This window comes from Priestia megaterium (assembly GCF_023824195.1).
In the GTDB taxonomy this organism is placed as follows: Bacteria; Bacillota; Bacilli; order Bacillales; family Bacillaceae_H; genus Priestia; species Priestia megaterium_D.
Window position 1 is genome coordinate 3774750 of sequence record NZ_CP085442.1, and the last position, 16030, is coordinate 3790779.

A 16030-nucleotide genomic window follows, 5' to 3' on the forward strand; every position below is an offset into this window, starting at 1 on the left:
CGCATAGACTGACCCTTTCTATACTCAACTCTTAGCTTTTAGACTTATCTTTTTATTTCTCTATATATTGTCTCTACTGGATAATCGCTAAAGCGGCTCATCCACTCTTTTACTGTGAGTGTGATACGATCTCGATATGTGGGATTATTCGTGTAGAATTTTACTTTGTCACTGTCAACAATTAACGCTACGTAATAATAGCCTTGCTTATCATACTCAATGATTCCTTCCATAAGCGTGTACAAACCGGTTACTCCACCTGATAGCGCTGTCGCTCCTAAGCCGTCTAAATCTTTTTCTTCATGTACGATTTGAAAGTTATCAACAAGCGCTTCGTAGTCATTTCCTACAAGTTTTTTCACATTTTCATCATGTTCGCTTGGAAGGATATCGAGCTCTGATAATGTCTTCGTATGTTCTGTGATTTTGCCTTTTTTATACGTGCCGTCAAAAGAAACATTTAACCCGCCGTAATAGGAACAGCCTGCAGTAGCATCAATTTTGACTTCTTTTTGGCTTAACGTGAAGTTTAGTACGCATTCCGTAGCTTCTTCCGTGTCTTTATAAATAGCTTTATTTCCTTCCACCTCTGCTTTTCCTTCTATTCCTCCTGCATTCGCACCGTATACTGCACTCATTGTAAAATCAAAAGAGCTGCTTGTTGAATTAGTGATGGTTAATCCTGCTTCTTGATGATGAATATCTCTTGACCATTCTCCGTCATAGTTTCCGCTGCTTTGCTTCGATGGTGCTGATGCTTTGATTGAAGCAGTGTTTCCTACCTTAGAAATATCCTTCAAGCGTAATTGATCACCCGACCATACCGCTGAATATACCCAATCATACTCTTTTATCGTTTCTGAACCATTAGGCTGAACAATCATAATCACTTCATGGGTTTGGATATCATAAGCAGAGCCTGCTTTTTTAAAGTCAACCACTTCATAATCTACTAATCTTTCTTGAATTCCTTTGCCATGTAAATGACTAATTAAAGACTGCTGATCTCTATAAAGAGAACTTCCTTTCACCAGATAGCTGTTTACTCCTTTGAAAGCACCGTTGTTGATTCCTTTTATTAAACCTTGCAAATACGACTTGATTAATACATTAGCCGTTTGTTTTGTAGGGGTGGATACGTTGTTTTCATCTTTAGCAGAAGCTGTAGTACTTATTGAAGGAGTGCTTGACTTTTGATGGTTGCCCTTTTCCTTATCATCATTTTGCTCCGATGTGTGAATAGCACTTTCTTTTTGTTCAGGATGTTGAGCACTTGAAGTGATGCTTTCTTTTTCGTCGCGGGAAGATACCTCATTTTGCTGACAGCCGCTTATAAATAAACTAACCGACAGCAGAATACTAACCACACTGACGCTTATAGTGGAACGTTTCATGACTTCTCCTCTTTTCTTCTCTAGTTACACAGAACGATTCATTAACACTACAATTATACTAAAATAAAACACTATTTCCATATTTATCAAAATTATTGTAAGTAATTTGAATATATGATTATAATAAGATACTTTGCATAGAGGAGGCTGATTTAGTTGAAGATCTCAACAGGAGCTGAATTTTACGATAATGACGAGACGTTTTTGGCCTATACAAAACGCCGGCAGCAAAAAGAAAATGCCAACGATACGATTGAAAAACCGGCCATTTTACAGCTTCTAGGTGATGTTACAGATGCAAACGTTTTAGACTTAGGGTGCGGAAACGCTGGATTTGGCGCGGAGCTTCTTGCACAAGGCTGTTTCTCTTATAGCGGAGTAGACGGCTCTATCAATATGATAAACGCGGCTCAGCAACAGCTTTCAAACTATCCAAATGCAAGAGTGATCCATGAATCGATGGAACATTATACTCCCCCACGCACTGAATACGATTTGGTTACTGCAAGACTGTCTCTCCACTACATGGAAGACTTAGCCTCCATTTTCACTAAAGTGAATCAAGCACTCAAACCTGCAGGAAGGTTTATTTTTTCCGTTGAACATCCAGTCATTACGTCTACTCTTCAGCCTTCCACTCTGCGCACAAACTGGACGGTGGATAACTACTTCTCAATGGGATTCCGTCAGCAGCACTGGATGGGCGGATACGTTCAAAAGTATCATCGCACGCTTGAAGAGTACTTTTCTTTGATGCAGCAAAGCGGATTCACCGTTACAAATTTAAAAGAAGCATGTCCTCAAAAAGAACATTTCGACAGCGCTGAAACTTACGAGCGCCGAATGCGTATTCCTTTGTTTTTACTGATGAGCGGCGTGAAGAATAGATAAATGAAAGAGATTGAGACATAACGAAATCATTTCAATCTAAAGACGAACAAACGGGATAAACAATCTAGTATGGATGGCTTGTTACACCGCTATTGATTTCTGTGCAAGGCTTCGCTTTCCGCGGGCGGCCGATGAGCCTCCTCGTCACTTCCGCTGCTGCGGGGTCTCACCTAGGCCACTTTTCCCGCAGGAGTCTTCGCCATGCCCTCCAATCAACCGCTAGAAGCACCTACATACATGAAACCTACCTTCAACCTAACCATGAAAAAATCCGAACGAGTTGGATTCCCCATTAAGAATCTCAATTCATCGTTCGGATCTTCCTTCAACTAAACTACTTTTGTCCCAGCCTCTTTCCTAACTTTCTTCGTATAAAACCGATTTTTGTTTAAACTTAGCGTATGTTATTTAGTCACGCTCACGTTATAAAATACAGGGCCTAAGTTGAAATCATAGCCTTTTACATGTGTAGACACGGCGTTAATATTGACTTTATGGCCAATTAACGTAAACGGAAGCTCATCCCATACGTATTTTTGCGTAGCATCAATGGCTGGTCGTGCATCTTTTACAGAAGCAGCCGCTTTGATTTTTTCTAAGTATTTTGTTGATTTTTCAACCGGAGCTCCTCCTGACGTCCAAAATCCTTGGAAAATGGTTGAACGCGCCGCCCAGTCTACGGGGTAAATATCCCATGCTTTAGGGTCATTTACTTTATCTGTAAACGTTGCCCAGTCATACACTTCTAGCTTTACTTTTACACCGATTTTTTCAAGCTCTTGCTGCACAATAACAGCCGCATTGTACTGATCTTGATAATCGCGTGAAGTTAAAAGACGCAGTTCCTGCCCGCTGTATCCAGCCTTTTTTAAATAGCTTTTTGCTTTCTTTTCATCATGCTGATTGTACTCTTCTTTTCCTGCTTCACTGTAATAGTTCGGAAACTTTTTATTCACAATCGATGAAGTCAGTTCATAATAATCGGAATCGCCGTATGAACTTGATAAAATATCTTTTGCATTAATCGTGGCATTTACGGCTTTTCTAGCATTTAAATCGCTAAAGAACCCTTCTTGCGTATTATAAAATAAACCAATGAATCCGCCTGGAGCCAGCTTGTTCTTAACGTTTTGCGTACTTTCAATTTGAGCCGCATTGTCGCTTGAGACACCTAAGGCAATGTCAAACTGTCCAGCTGTAATGCCTGAAATTCTAGTAGATTCATCGCTTAAAAAGCTAATTTTAATTTCATCTACGTGAGGAGTCTTTTTAATTTTTCGTCCTTTTGAAGAATAATCTTTAAATCTCTCTAGCGTGATATATTGATTCTTTTTCCATTCCTTCACTTTAAATGGTCCTGTACCAACGAACTCAGTAGCTCCTTCAGCAGGTGCTTTTTCGATGATTTCTTTTGGAAAAATAGCGGCTGCTGGAATTGGATCTGCTAGTAGTGCCAGCGTATTCACATTCGGTGTTTTCAAATGAAGCTCAACCGTATAGTCTCCTGTTTTTTTGACTTGTGCACCAACAAAGTTTGTTTTGCCAAGTGAAGACAGCTTAATCCAGCGGTTAATCGAAGCTTCTACATCGGCTGCTGTCATTTCCTTTCCATTATGAAACTTTACGCCTTTTCGCAGCTGAAACGTGTAGACTTTTTTATCATCGCTTATATCAATTTTTTCTGCTAAATCAGGTTCTACATTACCTTTACTATCAAAAATAACGAGTCCTTCGTAAATATTTCGCGCCGCATCTTTAACCGAAGAATTCCCAGTAATCTGAGGATCTAAAGTTGTTGGCTCGCTTTGAAACGCAATGTTTAGCGTACCTCCATCTTTTTGAGCCGCACTGGTGCTTTTATCGCCTGAGCTTGCTTGATTATTGCTGCATCCGGCAACCAATAAAGCAATCACAATAAATAATAACCATTTCATCTTAACCTGTTTCAACGTCATTCCCCCAATAGTTAAAATCACTTTTCAAAACCTACTATTTTCGTAAGGTTAGTAGGAATATTAACCATCCTACCACCTTTCCATTTGTTTGTGAAATTAGCAAAATTAAACTGTTTCTTTGCAATTACTGATTCAATTTGTCTTGTTTCAATTCTTAATTCTTAGTATGTTTGTAAGTAAAGTATTTTATCTAAAGGAGGATATTATGAACTCTGCTATCCGTCTTCATACTAAAGAACATATTGCAACGATTGAACACTACAAGCAAGCTTTATCTCTTCTATCGTGGGACGCAAAAACATCCGCTCCTCTTAATAGCCAAAAGCAGCATGCAACCATTCAAGGCACGCTTTCAAAAGAGCTTTACCTGTTGCAAACAGATCCAGCCTTCGCAAAAGAATTGCAGCATCTTCAAGAACAAAATTTAAATCAACTACAGCAAAAACAAGTACAGCACTATTGGAACATCTATCAAAAATTTTCCGCTGTACCACTGGAAGACTATCATCAATTTTCCGTTTTAAAAGCTTCTACTCATGCTCTTTGGTCACAGGCTAGAGAGCAAAATGAATTTAAGCTCGTCGAAGACAACCTGCAGCAGCTGATTCATATGCATAAAAGATTTGCGGAGTACCGTAATCCTCACCTCGCTCCTTACGAACAGCTTTTAGAAGAATATGAGCCCGAAGTTTCTAGTGAAACCATCGATTCGCTTTTTCAACAAATTAAAGATGCTATTCTTCCTTTGCTGACAAAAATCAAACGCTCTTCGGTTACACATGATACATCGTTTCTCAACGAGCCGTTTTCAATCAAAAATCAGCAGAAGCTCGGAAAACACCTTTTAACTGCTATTGGCTATAACTTCAAGTCCGGCCAAATTGGCACCACGACCCACCCGTTCAGTGCAGACATTCACCCTCAAGACGCACGGCTTGCAGTGAGATACGACGAACACAATGTAAAACTGGCAGCTTTTATGTTTTTACATGAAGGCGGACATTCTATCTATAACCAGCAAATTAGCTCTGACTTGCTTGACACGGGGTTAGGCGCATACACTTCTATGGGACTGCATGAATCTCAGTCTCTTTTTTGGGAACGTATCATTGGAAAACACGAAGGCTTCTGGAGAAATCACGCTCACTTATTTAAAGAGTTAGAACCTGCGATCTACGGTGATATTTCATTTGAAACTCTTTACTTTGCCTTAAATGAAGTCACACCTTCTTTTATTCGTTTGCAAGCAGATGACCTTACGTATCTGCTGCATATTATCATTCGCTACGAGCTAGAAAGAGATTTATTTGCAGACAAGCTTCGCGTTTCAGATCTTCCTTTGGCATGGAGTACAAAATATGAAGCGTATTTAGGGATCAAACCGGAAACAGACCGTGACGGGGTATTGCAGGACGGCCACTGGTACGGAGGAGCATTTGGCTACTTCCCTTCCTACAATCTAGGTTTCATTTATGCAGCTCAGCTAAGAGAATCCGTGATCAAAGTCCATCCTGACTTTGATGAAATCATTTCGAGTCAAAACTTATCGCTTATAGCAGACTGGCAAAAACAGCATATCCACCAGTACGGAAAACTAAAAACGCCAAGAGAGATATTAACTAGCCTTTCTATAGGTAGAATTGATGCTCAGCCGTTAATTAATTATTTGAAGAAAAAATATGAAGGGTTATACAAGCTTTAAATTCACCATCAAAAAAGCTGTCGCTAAGTCAAAAATTTGACTTAGCGACAGCTCCTTTTGTGATGAATAAACAATATCTCTATTAAAGCGATATCAATCGTCTATCTTCTTTCCATTCAAACCATGACAGCAAATATGCGCTATGTCTCTGCTGTTTCTCGCAGCTGAATTCCTCCTTACCCCAAAGAATTTATTTTAGTTTATCATCTAACTTTCTATCAAAAACAAAAGTAGTCATTGCAACATCTTCTTCAATGTTAATGTCTGAAAAAACTCTTATAATTTTTGCATGGACAAGTTTTTCAAACTTATCTCGTATCTCTGAGCAATCATAAATTTTTTTCACTAGTTCTGTACGTGCCTCATGAACCATCCGTTTGCCTTCAGGAGAAGTTATCATAAACTTTTCTACATTCGTAAGATTGCCTTTCATTTCGCTAACAGCCCATGTATCTACAAAACGAGTAGTGATTTCTCTCGGTCCGTTTCCAACCTGCTCTTTACGGATTTCGCGCACTAAATTACTAAATTCATGCTCCCTATTTCTACTCATGTTCAAATTCTCCTTTCATTATCTTCTAATCTTTTTTTCGTTAACATTAAGTAACTAATCGTTAAAGCGATAATTCCTAACGATAAAAATAAACTTCCAATTTGATAATTGTTATTCACAATAATAAATCGTATTGTAGCTGTAATTCCAATGTATAAAAGGTAACTTAACGGGAAATGACAGCTTTCTTTAAAGTAAGTCATAATCATCGAAACAAAAGCAAAATATAAAAAGAAAATCAATACTTTTCCGAGGATTTTATGAACGTTATTATTTCCTGTTAAGGCATCATTCATAATATAAAAAAGCTCTCTCAATAAAAAATAAACGAGTATAAATCCAAGGACAATGAGCGAGACATTTAAAATAAATTGATATGTCGCAATTAGATACTGCCTTTTTTTACATAAAAATAGTTTAAACACCTTTGTATCCCTTCCTTTTATCTAACTTCCTTACATTGATTCTATTCATGTTAGTAAAACGCTCAAAAGCTATTAGCCTGTTATAGAGCTTGCTGCTTTTTTAGTTGTCTCCAACATCTCCACTCCTCAACAAAAAAACCCATCATAAAGAAATTTGTGCATAGTTGTACAAATTTCTTTATGATGGGTTAATGACTCAGCATTTTTCAATACTTGTTATCCAGCCCGTCATATATCTACATATAGTCAAGTCACCAAAGATAAAAAACTCTATGTGATGAGTTCCTATCAATAAGCTTCTTTATAGTTAATTATAGCGCAATACGTCAAAACTTCAAATAAAGATTTACTTAGCGTCTGTGATGATATAGTTTCTAATTACTTCATCTTTGTTTAACGTTACTTGGAAGCGGGGCATGAGCCGCTACAAGCTGCTGTTCACGCATTTCTTCCCAGAAGGCTGCCGGAATTACTGTGTTTAATGCCGCTTTGTCTTCAGCAATACGCTCTGGACGACTAGCGCCAGGAATAACAGCAGCAACCGCTGGATTAGCCAGTGAAAATTGGACAGCAGCAGCCTTAATGCTAATCTGATGACGATCTGCAATACTTTTGATTTTTTCTACTTTTGCCATAATGTCTGAAGATGCTTTTTGATATTCAAAGTGTGTACCTCCAGCAAGAACGCCTGAGCTGTATGGTCCACCGACAACAATGTCCATATTATGCTTTACGGCTTCGGGCATCACTCGCTGCAGCGCACGTTCATGATCTAACAAAGTGTATCGGCCCGCTAGCAACGATACATCCGGCTTTGCTTCTTCTAACTCCAGCATGATTTCAATTGGTTCTACTCGGTTTACTCCAAGTCCCCATCCTTTAATAACTCCTTCGTCACGCAAGCGTGTAAGCACACGAAATGCGCCCGTTCGAGCAGATTCAAATTGTCCTACCCACTCATCTCCATAAAAATCTTGCGCGGCATCATGAATATACACAAAGTCCAAGCGATCTGTTTTCAAACGATTTAAACTTTGCTCGATTGAACGAAGTGTAGCATCTGCACTGTAGTCATTAATAATTTTGTTTTTACGGCCGAATTCAAAAAGCCCGCCTTTTTCTCCCATATCACGTGAAGATGTGTCTTCCAGTTCATCTGAAATGACGCGACCTACTTTCGTACTTAGTACATATTCATCGCGATTTCTTTTTGACAGTGCTTCACCAAGGCGCATTTCTGCTAAGCCAGCTCCATAAAGAGGGGCTGCGTCAAAGTAGCGGATGCCGCTTTCCCAAGCAGCATCCACTGTTGCGATGGCTTCTTCTTCTGGAATATTGCGATACATATTGCCCAGTGGTGCTGTTCCAAAACCTAGTTTCCCTTGCAGTATCTCTCTCATATGAATAAAACCTCCTGAAATTTTTATAACTCTATTTTAGAAATTGATCAGTATGAAGGTAAACTCAACGACTGATCTATTCATTAAATGTCATGTTATCCCCTGACAAAATTTATTATGAAGGATATAAACAAGAAAAAAAAGTACGCACTTTAAAGTAATATGGGAACTAAAAAGTAACCTACTAAGGAGTAAATGAGCTTTTCAGACTCTCCTTTTATTTATGTACTTTCTACTTCTTACTCATGCAAACAAACATTGTGCATACAATAAGCAGAAAGCTACTTTATAAATGAGGTGAGAATTTTGAAAGATGAATACTTCAAAAAAATTGAAGATAAGCTCGATAAGCTTGATGAAATGGACGACTCATCAATGAAAGAGGAAGAAAAAGATGAGTACTTTCAAAGTTTGCTAGATGATATGGATGATTTGTTGAAAGACATGCGCCAGCGAGAAAAAGACTCGAATCATCTTGTTAGCGAACATATGAAGACGGTTAATGACATATTTGATAACGCAATCAAAAATTTTAAAAAAGACCGAAGCTAGCGTTATAACACTTCTACTTCGTTTAAATATACTGACTTTTCTGTTTTTTAAATATAAAAATATAGTATTTCATATGTGAAAATGGTATTTTCAGTATACGCAAAAAGTAGGAGTGAAAAAAAGAATGGAAAATAGTCACTTTAAAGAACAAGTAGAAACGAAAGAAGAGCTTCGTCGTATAGTCGGCCCGCCTAACAAATTGGCACATCAAAAAATAATTCCTTATCTAGATCGACACTGCCGGGAATTTATTAAACATTCCCCTTTTGTCATCATCGCTACAGCTAATCATAAAGGAATTTGCGACAGTTCTCCGCGGGGGGATCACGCTGGTTTTGTACAAGTAGTTGATGAGAAAAGGCTCTTGATTCCAGAGAGACGCGGGAATCAAAAAGTAGATTCAATGGAAAATATTTTATCTAACCCTCAAATAGGCCTGCTTTTTTTAATTCCAGGCATAGAAGAAACGCTGCGGATTAACGGCAGAGCTTGCATTGTAAAAGAAAAAGCAATAATTGAAACGATGGCGGTTAACAACAAAGCTCCGCTGCTCGCTATCGGGGTCGAAGTACAAGAATGCTTTCTCCACTGCAGCAAAGCGTTCAAACGATCAAAGCTGTGGGATCCAGAATCTTGGGAAAGAGTCGAAACGCTTCCTCCCGCAGCTAAAATAGTCGCAGAACACGCAGGCATTGCCACCATGGAGATCAGCAACGAGTCCAAAGAAGGAAAAACTGAGCATTTCTATGAAAAAAAGCCGCTATAATGCGGCTTATGTTATTTAATTATCATAAAAAGTATACCTCCAGCAATGATTAGAACCGGTAAAAAAGCAAGAAGCACGCCTTTTTTCGAACTTCCTATGTATTCATGATCACCATAGGCGCGGCCTGCTCTAAAATCTACTTTCACCTGAGATTCTTCTTTTTTATGTTCTTTTTTCATCCTCTTTGCCTCCTAGCGGCATTTGAGCGTCAATTTGCTTGATATGATGCTCTAAATGAGCGATATAATCTTTAGCCAACCACTCAAGCGAAACGAACTTTCCATCTCCTATGTCGAATTGATACATATGCTTTTCTGTTGGTATATGCGAAAGAACGGAAGCAATTTGCTTATTTAAACTGCGCCATAGGGCAACTACTTCTGCCATCGGCGTAGCTTGATAATGCTGCAGCTCTACCCATTCATCTTGTTTATAAGGCGTCAGTACACAAGGATTTTTTTCATGTTGCACGTTGATAAAGCGCTGCAAATTGTGGATAGCCGAGTCACATAAGTGTCCCACAATTTCTTTTGGTGACCATTTCTTAGGGGCAGGACGGTTTGACGCCGCTGCTTCAGAGAATACTTCAAGCTTTTTAGGAAGCTTTATCATCCATTCATTTAACTCAACAACCGTCGTTTTCATGTTCATTTCCCCTTTAAGAACGTTTTTTCAAAAAACCTTACCCATATAATATTCATCGACTGATTTTCCATCTACAACGAGCGAACATATTTTTTTCCCTTCTATTTTAAAACCCATCTTTTTATACAGCGAAATGGCCGGTTCATTGTGTGTCATAACCGTTAGCTCTACTCGTTTGATGCCGATACGCGCCGCCCAGTTCTCCATTTCTTCAAACAATGAAGTACCAATCCCCTGGTTTCCATAAGAACGCAGCACGCCAATAGCTAAGTATGCGCTGTGTTTTTTTCGGTTAACGCTTCCCCCAATCACAGATAAATGCCCGACAAGCTGTCCGTCTTGTTCCGCCACTAAAATGGTGGAGTTCGGCATCTTTAAAAAAGTGGTAATCATTTTTTTCTGCTGTTCAAGCGTTGTCGCGCGCTCATTTTCTTCGTAGAGCATATATGCTGTTTCTCGATCAAGCTTTTTATTTAACGTTAAAAAAGCGGCTGCATCAGAAGCTGAAATTTCTCGAATCACGTTTAACCCTGCTTTCGTGAATAGTAGTTAACTAGAAAAGAACGTTAATAAACGGATGATATCATTACACACGTGCTGAACGTTTTCCAAGAAACGCAGTGAAGATGAAACATATACTAAAAGCGACGGCTGAAACGAAAAAGCCAAGCATCCACCCTAAAGCTCGCATAAACGTATCTTCATTCGGATACAGAGGCTTAACGCTCAGCCACTGTATCACCATAATCAATGCCAATATTAAATAAAAGCTGCTTCCCGTTAAAGCCATTTTAAGACGGTTTTTAAATGATCCTGTCCACGCAGTACTAACGATGTGCCACGTAAAAATACTTACAATCGTCGCTAAAAACATAAGAACAAGATGCAGATAAGGAATATCTGTAAACATAAGAAGATAGAGTAAAAACATCGTAGTCCCAAAATATAAAGCATTAATGCCAAACAAATAGCCTCCGCTCAGCCAATGGTTTTGAAAACACTTTTTCTTGCTAAGACGTTCTACCATTCTGCTGGGCATCCACAGCGTACGCGCAAAAACAATCATCACCAGCACAAGTACCATGCCGGCCAAAAAGAATGTTAACACCTTTCCATCAGCCTTTCTATTCAAAATAAATATGGTTAATTATACTATTAATAACAAAATTAAACTATTGTTTTCTTTACTACTTAAAGAGGCTGAGACATAACGAAATTACTCCAACCTAAAGACGAACAAATGGGATAAATAAGCTGGACTGCTTGTTACACCGCTGTTGATTTCCGTGCAAGACTTCGCTTTCTGCGGGGTCTCACCTATTCCTTTCCCGCAGGAGTCTTCCCCTTGCCCTCCAATCTACAGCTAAAGGCGCCTAACATACATGAAACCTACGTTCACTGTACTAATAAAAAAACCCGAACGAAGTTGATTCTCCATCAAGAATCTCGATTCATCATTCGGATCTTCCTTCAACAAAAATACTTTTGTCACGGCCTCTTTTTTATGCCTATTTACATTCTCCCTCCGGTAAACGGATTAATTTCTCCTGTTAAATCACGCCCTGCTTTCTTTTCTTCATATGCGATGCGCTTGCCAATCGCAACTTTATTCCAGATTATTGGCACCCAAATGCAGGCTCCGAAAAAAATCATCCAAAAAAGCTCTCCCATTTCTTCCATCCTTTCATTTCCTGCTCTTATTTTGAAGACAATAAGAAACGCACATACGCTTTTTACTCTTGATTTGAATTATTCATGCCGTATGAAAAGAAATAAACCAGAATTGATAAAATCATTCCATAAGCGGTCCAAGCCGCTAGTAAAATGGCGTACTGATGATTGATAAAAAACACTCCGCTTGAAATCAGCAGCAGGATAAAACTAATCCATTTTATTTTTTTCATTGCTCTATCCCCTTTACTTAACCTTTTATAGTAAGTTTCTTATTGTCTACTTTTTATTACGGACAAACTGTATAAAAGTTCCATATTTTTCAACAAACGAAAAAGAATTTGATAAAATGTTCACCTATCGATTATCATATACCTTAAAGTAAGCTTTACGATTCATAAGTGGGAGTGAACAATCTTGTCTTATAGCATGAAAGAAATGAATGAAAAAACAGGGCTTTCCGCACCGACTTTACGCTACTACGAAAAAGAAGGAATCCTTCCTTTTGTAGAGCTTGATGAAAACGGAAAGCGCCTCTATAATGATACAAATATTGAATGGATCCGTTTTATCTTAGCCCTGCGCTCAACTGGTATGCCGCTTGCAGAAATTAAGCGCTATGTAGAGCTCTATAAACAAGGCGAAAGCACGATTAAAGAGCGAAAAAACATGATGCTTCATCATAAAGAAGCGGTAGAAGAAGAAATGGCCAAAACATTTAAATACCTTGAACAAATTAACTATAAGCTAGCTTTGTACGACTCACTAGAAGCAAAATTAAAGCAAAAAGAAATTAAAATTTAAAAACAAAAGTCCGCAGAAGCACCTGCGGACTTTTTATCAATATAGTGAATTCACGGTATTTAACAGCTCTTCTGACCATGTCCAATCGCTGATTTCAACCGCATCTGTTACGTGGAGCAATTTACTAGCTCCGATAATGCTTGATGTCACAGCGGGCTGATTTAGCACCCACGAAAGAGCAAACTGAGACAGACTTACTTCATTTTTTTCTGCTAACTTGCGATACTGCTCCACCAGCTGAAAGTTTCGGTCTGTAAAGTAGTTTCGCAGCAGCTTTTCACCATGTACAGCGCGGCTTGCTGGCGGCACTTCATTTGGTGTTTTATATTTGCCTGAAAGCATGCCACGCGCTAACGGACTGTATACCATGACACCTATACAAGTACACTTTACCTGTTTCGTTTATTTTTTTACAATTTGCTTCTTTAGTATACATAATATGGTAAGATAAATCGTAGCTTACTCGTCATCGAAACTAAATCAAGCTGCCGCTGTTAAGATAACGGCGATTCCATTAAAACAAGCGTGAATCATCATACTTGGAAGCAACGACTTTGTTTTTTCGTACACCCACGCAAAAACGAGGCCAGAAAGAAAGTTAACGGGCAAGGTATTGTACGTTGGAATATGCACCAGCATAAAGATAAACGAACTTCCCCCCAATCCAAATACAATCCCTCCTTTACGTTTCAGCCACGTATAAAAAAATCCTCGGTAAATAATCTCTTCATAAAAAGGTGAGATCACAGCGGCTGAAACAAAAGCAAGTATAAATGAAAACAGCGACAGGTCGTGCTGTAAACTGGCTGTTTTTTTATTTTCATATGTTATACCAAACCATTCCATTAGCACAACAATTGCCACACTTCCTAAGATCAGCACAAAAAGCCAAAAAAGAATGAGCCGCCAGTAACGCTTTGAAAACGATTGAAAACCAATTTTTCTATCATCAGCCTGAACCATCAGCCAATACAGAGCTGATAAAAACACAGCTGCCATGACAAATCCAGTAGCTGTTCCAGCATAGAGCTCACTTTTAAATAGCGACTGTAAAGCTTGCTGTAATGCTCCTTTAATGAAAACAGGCACAGCAATAAACGTGACCACCAGCATTATTACGAATGATTTTATTGTCCATAATCCTTGATTTTTTTGTTTCAATTTACTTCGCCTCCCTTTTACATATATTCAGTGTAAAAGGTGACGTAACGTTACCTGCAAGCATTTTTTTGGAGGGGTTAAAAATGATTTATTTTTCTACTGGGCAAGCCGCTAAAAAATTAGGCCTCACGGTGCGTACGCTTCGTTACTACGATCAAATCGGCTTGCTTCATCCATCGTCAAAAGCCGAAAACGGAAAGCGATCCTACTCAGAAACAGACTTAATCACATTAGAAAAAATTACCCTTTTAAAAAACTTAGCCGTTCCTTTGCGAGATATTGAACTTATTCTTCATCAAGTGAGTATTGATGAACTTCTAGCGATTCACCAGCAAAAACTTCAGCAAAAAGCTTCAGAAATTCAACGAGCTTTAGAACATACTCACACTCTTCGCAACAGTATAAAAATAGAAGGTGAATTAAACTGGAAGCAGCTCCTTCCCTTAGTTCACAATCAGTCTACTACTAAAAGCAGCTGGACTGATCTGCTTTCGCTTTCAATAGAAGAAAGTGAGATTCTGCAGCATAATTTGCCTAAAATGGAGAATGCGAGTGCCGATAAATGGATTAACATCATAAAACGAGTTCAGCTTTGCTTAAAGCACCAGCGTGCACCTCAATCTGAAGATGGACAACTAATTGCAGCTGATATACTGCTTTTATCCAGTGAACTGTTTGGTCATCATACGGCTTTAGAAAAAGCCTTTTGGGATGTTCGCAAATCTCCTGAGGCATCAAGTTCACTTAATCTCTACCCTATTGACAGCGAAGTCCTTCAATTTATTGAAGATACGATTATTTTTTACGAACAACATATAAAGGAATGAAGGTATTGAAAAAAGAAAAGCTGTTTGCTAATTCTTCTTATAAAAAATTATTTATTTCAAGCACTGCGGCAAGCTTCGGAGATTTATTTGATATGTTTGCGGTGATGACGCTTTTTACATACATGTGGCACGCAAATTCCCTATGGATTACCCTTATTCCTGTCGCGTACGCTTTGCCTAGCATCCTGCTAAGTCAAGCAGCAGGAAATTTAGCGGACCGCTACGATAAAGTACAGCTGATGTTTCTGTCTGAACTAGTCCGTCTTCTGTTCACATGTCTGTTATTTTTCACAGATGAACCGCTTTTGGCACTAGGAGTACTGACCCTGCGCTCTATGAGTTCTGTTATGAAGGTGCCCGCACAGCTGGCTTACGTTCGAGAAGTGGTCAAAGAAGACCAGCTGCTGCAGGCCTCTACTTTACAAAACATTATGTTTCAAATTGCCAAAGTTGTAGGGCCGTTTCTCGGAGCCGCCGCACTGACGTTCACAACGCCAAAAGCATGTATTTTAGTTAATGCCGCAGCTTGTATGATTTCTATTTCGGTGCTGTTTTCACTTAAAAAAGCAGGTAAAAACATTCAAGGGCAAGCTGCTCGTTCTTCCCATCAAACGAAAGAAACGTACTCAAACGGCTGGAAAATCGTTTTTCAGCACTCAATCCTTTTACGCGTCGTTATTTTGTTTCACCTTTCGTATTTTGTAGTCATGCTTGTTGACGCTCAAATTAGCATCTTCCTTCGAGATGTGCTGCCTCGCCATCCGGAAATGCTCGGCTGGCTGCTTTCTGGAATCGGGCTGGGAGCGCTAGCAACAGGAGTGTATCTTAATAGAAAAAAACAGGTTCACCATCCATTTAGACTTTTATCACTGGGACTGCTTCTATTTGGAGGGGCTTTATTTTTCATTAGCTGCTTTAATCCAGCCGTTATGTCACGCTATTTCATTTTGATTGCTGCACCTATTGGAGGGGCCGGAGTTGGGCTTAATTTACTGCTGTTTAACTATATCGTTCAAACGTACAGCGACAAGAAACACCTCGGAAAAGTGTACGGATTCATTAACACCTTAACGAGTGCCGTTCTACTTACTGCTCCTCTTCTTGGAGGCATGGTCGTAAAGCTTGCAGGTGCTCAGACGACTTTTTTAACGGCGGCAATCATCGTCGTAAGCGTTGGATTTGTGAGTATGCTGATGCCGCCGCGTGATAAACGGGAAAGAAACGTTCAGATTGACGCATAAAAACAGCTTGAGGTTATACCTCAAGCTGTTTTTTATAGACTCC

20 protein-coding genes are annotated in these 16030 nt (G+C 39.1%); 7 read left to right on the plus strand and 13 right to left on the minus strand.

The genetic code is table 11. From position 1 onward, the window contains the following. Positions 1-44: 44 nt before the first annotated feature. Entirely contained in the window at positions 45-1394 is a 1350-nt protein-coding gene (locus LIS78_RS19600) for a TcaA NTF2-like domain-containing protein (RefSeq protein ID WP_252284238.1), read from the minus strand. A gap of 156 nt (positions 1395-1550) precedes the next feature. On the opposite strand from LIS78_RS19600, the gene LIS78_RS19605 reads away from it, so the two are divergent. Further along, positions 1551-2285 (plus strand): class I SAM-dependent DNA methyltransferase, encoded by a 735-nt coding sequence (locus LIS78_RS19605; protein ID WP_209150504.1) that lies wholly within the window; start codon positions 1551-1553, stop codon positions 2283-2285. A 404-nt stretch (positions 2286-2689) separates the two neighbouring features. On the opposite strand, the gene LIS78_RS19610 is transcribed toward LIS78_RS19605, so the two are convergent. Continuing rightward, positions 2690-4240, minus strand: a complete 1551-nt coding sequence (locus LIS78_RS19610; protein ID WP_252285360.1) for an ABC transporter substrate-binding protein — start codon at positions 4238-4240, stop codon at positions 2690-2692. A 205-nt stretch (positions 4241-4445) separates the two neighbouring features. Between LIS78_RS19610 and LIS78_RS19615 the strand changes: the two genes are divergently transcribed. Beyond that, positions 4446-5942 carry a gluzincin family metallopeptidase gene (locus tag LIS78_RS19615; RefSeq protein WP_252284239.1) on the plus strand — a complete coding sequence of 499 codons (1497 nt, stop codon included), beginning with the start codon at positions 4446-4448 and terminating at the stop codon, positions 5940-5942. Positions 5943-6132: 190 nt separating this feature from the next. On the opposite strand, the gene LIS78_RS19620 is transcribed toward LIS78_RS19615, so the two are convergent. The 3 genes from LIS78_RS19620 to LIS78_RS19630 all read right to left on the minus strand — a co-directional run bounded on the left by LIS78_RS19620 (position 6133) and on the right by LIS78_RS19630 (position 8320). After that, the gene (locus LIS78_RS19620; RefSeq protein ID WP_209150506.1) at positions 6133-6495 is read right to left on the minus strand and encodes a Na-translocating system protein MpsC family protein; all 363 of its coding nucleotides are present in this window, start codon (positions 6493-6495) and stop codon (positions 6133-6135) included. Positions 6496-6497: 2 nt separating this feature from the next. Next, the gene (locus LIS78_RS19625) at positions 6498-6920 is read right to left on the minus strand and encodes a phosphate-starvation-inducible protein PsiE (RefSeq protein WP_195782195.1); all 423 of its coding nucleotides are present in this window, start codon (positions 6918-6920) and stop codon (positions 6498-6500) included. A 383-nt stretch (positions 6921-7303) separates the two neighbouring features. Then, entirely contained in the window at positions 7304-8320 is a 1017-nt protein-coding gene (locus tag LIS78_RS19630; RefSeq protein WP_209150508.1) for an aldo/keto reductase, read from the minus strand. A 297-nt stretch (positions 8321-8617) separates the two neighbouring features. On the opposite strand from LIS78_RS19630, the gene LIS78_RS19635 reads away from it, so the two are divergent. Both LIS78_RS19635 and LIS78_RS19640 read left to right on the plus strand, forming a co-directional pair. Then, the gene (locus tag LIS78_RS19635; RefSeq protein ID WP_245210623.1) at positions 8618-8872 is read left to right on the plus strand and encodes a hypothetical protein; all 255 of its coding nucleotides are present in this window, start codon (positions 8618-8620) and stop codon (positions 8870-8872) included. A gap of 124 nt (positions 8873-8996) precedes the next feature. Beyond that, positions 8997-9638: a pyridoxamine 5'-phosphate oxidase family protein gene (locus LIS78_RS19640; RefSeq protein ID WP_195782193.1), complete on the plus strand. Its 642-nt coding sequence runs from the start codon at positions 8997-8999 to the stop codon at positions 9636-9638. 11 nt (positions 9639-9649) lie between these two features. Here LIS78_RS19640 and LIS78_RS19645 read toward each other — a convergent pair whose 3' ends face one another. The 6 genes from LIS78_RS19645 to LIS78_RS19670 form a co-directional block, all read right to left on the minus strand. Continuing rightward, the gene (locus LIS78_RS19645; RefSeq protein ID WP_195782192.1) at positions 9650-9817 is read right to left on the minus strand and encodes a hypothetical protein; all 168 of its coding nucleotides are present in this window, start codon (positions 9815-9817) and stop codon (positions 9650-9652) included. Then, positions 9801-10283, minus strand: a complete 483-nt coding sequence (locus tag LIS78_RS19650) for a DinB family protein (RefSeq protein ID WP_195782191.1) — start codon at positions 10281-10283, stop codon at positions 9801-9803. The genes LIS78_RS19645 and LIS78_RS19650 overlap by 17 nt, the downstream gene beginning before the upstream one ends. Positions 10284-10310: 27 nt before the next feature. Next, positions 10311-10805, minus strand: coding sequence for a GNAT family N-acetyltransferase (locus LIS78_RS19655; RefSeq protein WP_209150510.1), 495 nt, complete (start codon positions 10803-10805; stop codon positions 10311-10313). 64 nt (positions 10806-10869) lie between these two features. Further along, entirely contained in the window at positions 10870-11367 is a 498-nt protein-coding gene (locus tag LIS78_RS19660; RefSeq protein ID WP_252285361.1) for a hypothetical protein, read from the minus strand. A gap of 428 nt (positions 11368-11795) precedes the next feature. After that, positions 11796-11963 (minus strand): hypothetical protein, encoded by a 168-nt coding sequence (locus LIS78_RS19665; protein WP_195782188.1) that lies wholly within the window; start codon positions 11961-11963, stop codon positions 11796-11798. A gap of 53 nt (positions 11964-12016) precedes the next feature. Next, positions 12017-12187, minus strand: coding sequence for a hypothetical protein (locus LIS78_RS19670; protein WP_195782187.1), 171 nt, complete (start codon positions 12185-12187; stop codon positions 12017-12019). 184 nt (positions 12188-12371) lie between these two features. Here LIS78_RS19670 and LIS78_RS19675 point away from each other — a divergent pair, with 184 nt between their 5' ends. Then, positions 12372-12758, plus strand: a complete 387-nt coding sequence (locus LIS78_RS19675) for a MerR family transcriptional regulator (RefSeq protein WP_252284240.1) — start codon at positions 12372-12374, stop codon at positions 12756-12758. Positions 12759-12794: 36 nt separating this feature from the next. On the opposite strand, the gene LIS78_RS19680 is transcribed toward LIS78_RS19675, so the two are convergent. Further along, positions 12795-13127: an aldo/keto reductase gene (locus LIS78_RS19680; protein ID WP_245210624.1), complete on the minus strand. Its 333-nt coding sequence runs from the start codon at positions 13125-13127 to the stop codon at positions 12795-12797. Between the two features lie 111 nt (positions 13128-13238). Continuing rightward, on the minus strand, positions 13239-13919 hold the full coding sequence (locus tag LIS78_RS19685) for a CPBP family intramembrane glutamic endopeptidase (protein ID WP_252284241.1): 681 nt from the start codon (positions 13917-13919) through the stop codon (positions 13239-13241). A gap of 83 nt (positions 13920-14002) precedes the next feature. On the opposite strand from LIS78_RS19685, the gene LIS78_RS19690 reads away from it, so the two are divergent. Further along, positions 14003-14746 carry a MerR family transcriptional regulator gene (locus LIS78_RS19690; protein WP_209150514.1) on the plus strand — a complete coding sequence of 248 codons (744 nt, stop codon included), beginning with the start codon at positions 14003-14005 and terminating at the stop codon, positions 14744-14746. After that, the gene (locus LIS78_RS19695) at positions 14743-15987 is read left to right on the plus strand and encodes an MFS transporter (protein WP_252284242.1); all 1245 of its coding nucleotides are present in this window, start codon (positions 14743-14745) and stop codon (positions 15985-15987) included. Before LIS78_RS19690 ends, LIS78_RS19695 begins: the two co-directional genes overlap by 4 nt. Positions 15988-16030: the final 43 nt, after the last annotated feature.

Bases quoted from the DNA above. Each gene is read 5' to 3' on its own strand.
- LIS78_RS19640 (WP_195782193.1), top strand. From the start codon at position 8,997: ATGGAAAATAGTCACTTTAAAGAACAAGTAGAAACGAAAGAAGAGCTT.
- LIS78_RS19630 (WP_209150508.1), bottom strand. From the start codon at position 8,320: ATGAGAGAGATACTGCAAGGGAAACTAGGTTTTGGAACAGCACCACTG.
- LIS78_RS19680 (WP_245210624.1), bottom strand. From the start codon at position 13,127: ATGGTATACAGTCCGTTAGCGCGTGGCATGCTTTCAGGCAAATATAAA.
- LIS78_RS19650 (WP_195782191.1), bottom strand. From the start codon at position 10,283: ATGAAAACGACGGTTGTTGAGTTAAATGAATGGATGATAAAGCTTCCT.
- LIS78_RS19620 (WP_209150506.1), bottom strand. From the start codon at position 6,495: ATGAGTAGAAATAGGGAGCATGAATTTAGTAATTTAGTGCGCGAAATC.
- LIS78_RS19645 (WP_195782192.1), bottom strand. From the start codon at position 9,817: ATGAAAAAAGAACATAAAAAAGAAGAATCTCAGGTGAAAGTAGATTTT.
- LIS78_RS19690 (WP_209150514.1), top strand. From the start codon at position 14,003: ATGATTTATTTTTCTACTGGGCAAGCCGCTAAAAAATTAGGCCTCACG.
- LIS78_RS19665 (WP_195782188.1), bottom strand. From the start codon at position 11,963: ATGGAAGAAATGGGAGAGCTTTTTTGGATGATTTTTTTCGGAGCCTGC.
- LIS78_RS19695 (WP_252284242.1), top strand. From the start codon at position 14,743: ATGAAGGTATTGAAAAAAGAAAAGCTGTTTGCTAATTCTTCTTATAAA.
- LIS78_RS19660 (WP_252285361.1), bottom strand. From the start codon at position 11,367: ATGGTACTTGTGCTGGTGATGATTGTTTTTGCGCGTACGCTGTGGATG.
- LIS78_RS19615 (WP_252284239.1), top strand. From the start codon at position 4,446: ATGAACTCTGCTATCCGTCTTCATACTAAAGAACATATTGCAACGATT.
- LIS78_RS19600 (WP_252284238.1), bottom strand. From the start codon at position 1,394: ATGAAACGTTCCACTATAAGCGTCAGTGTGGTTAGTATTCTGCTGTCG.
- LIS78_RS19610 (WP_252285360.1), bottom strand. From the start codon at position 4,240: ATGACGTTGAAACAGGTTAAGATGAAATGGTTATTATTTATTGTGATT.
- LIS78_RS19670 (WP_195782187.1), bottom strand. From the start codon at position 12,187: ATGAAAAAAATAAAATGGATTAGTTTTATCCTGCTGCTGATTTCAAGC.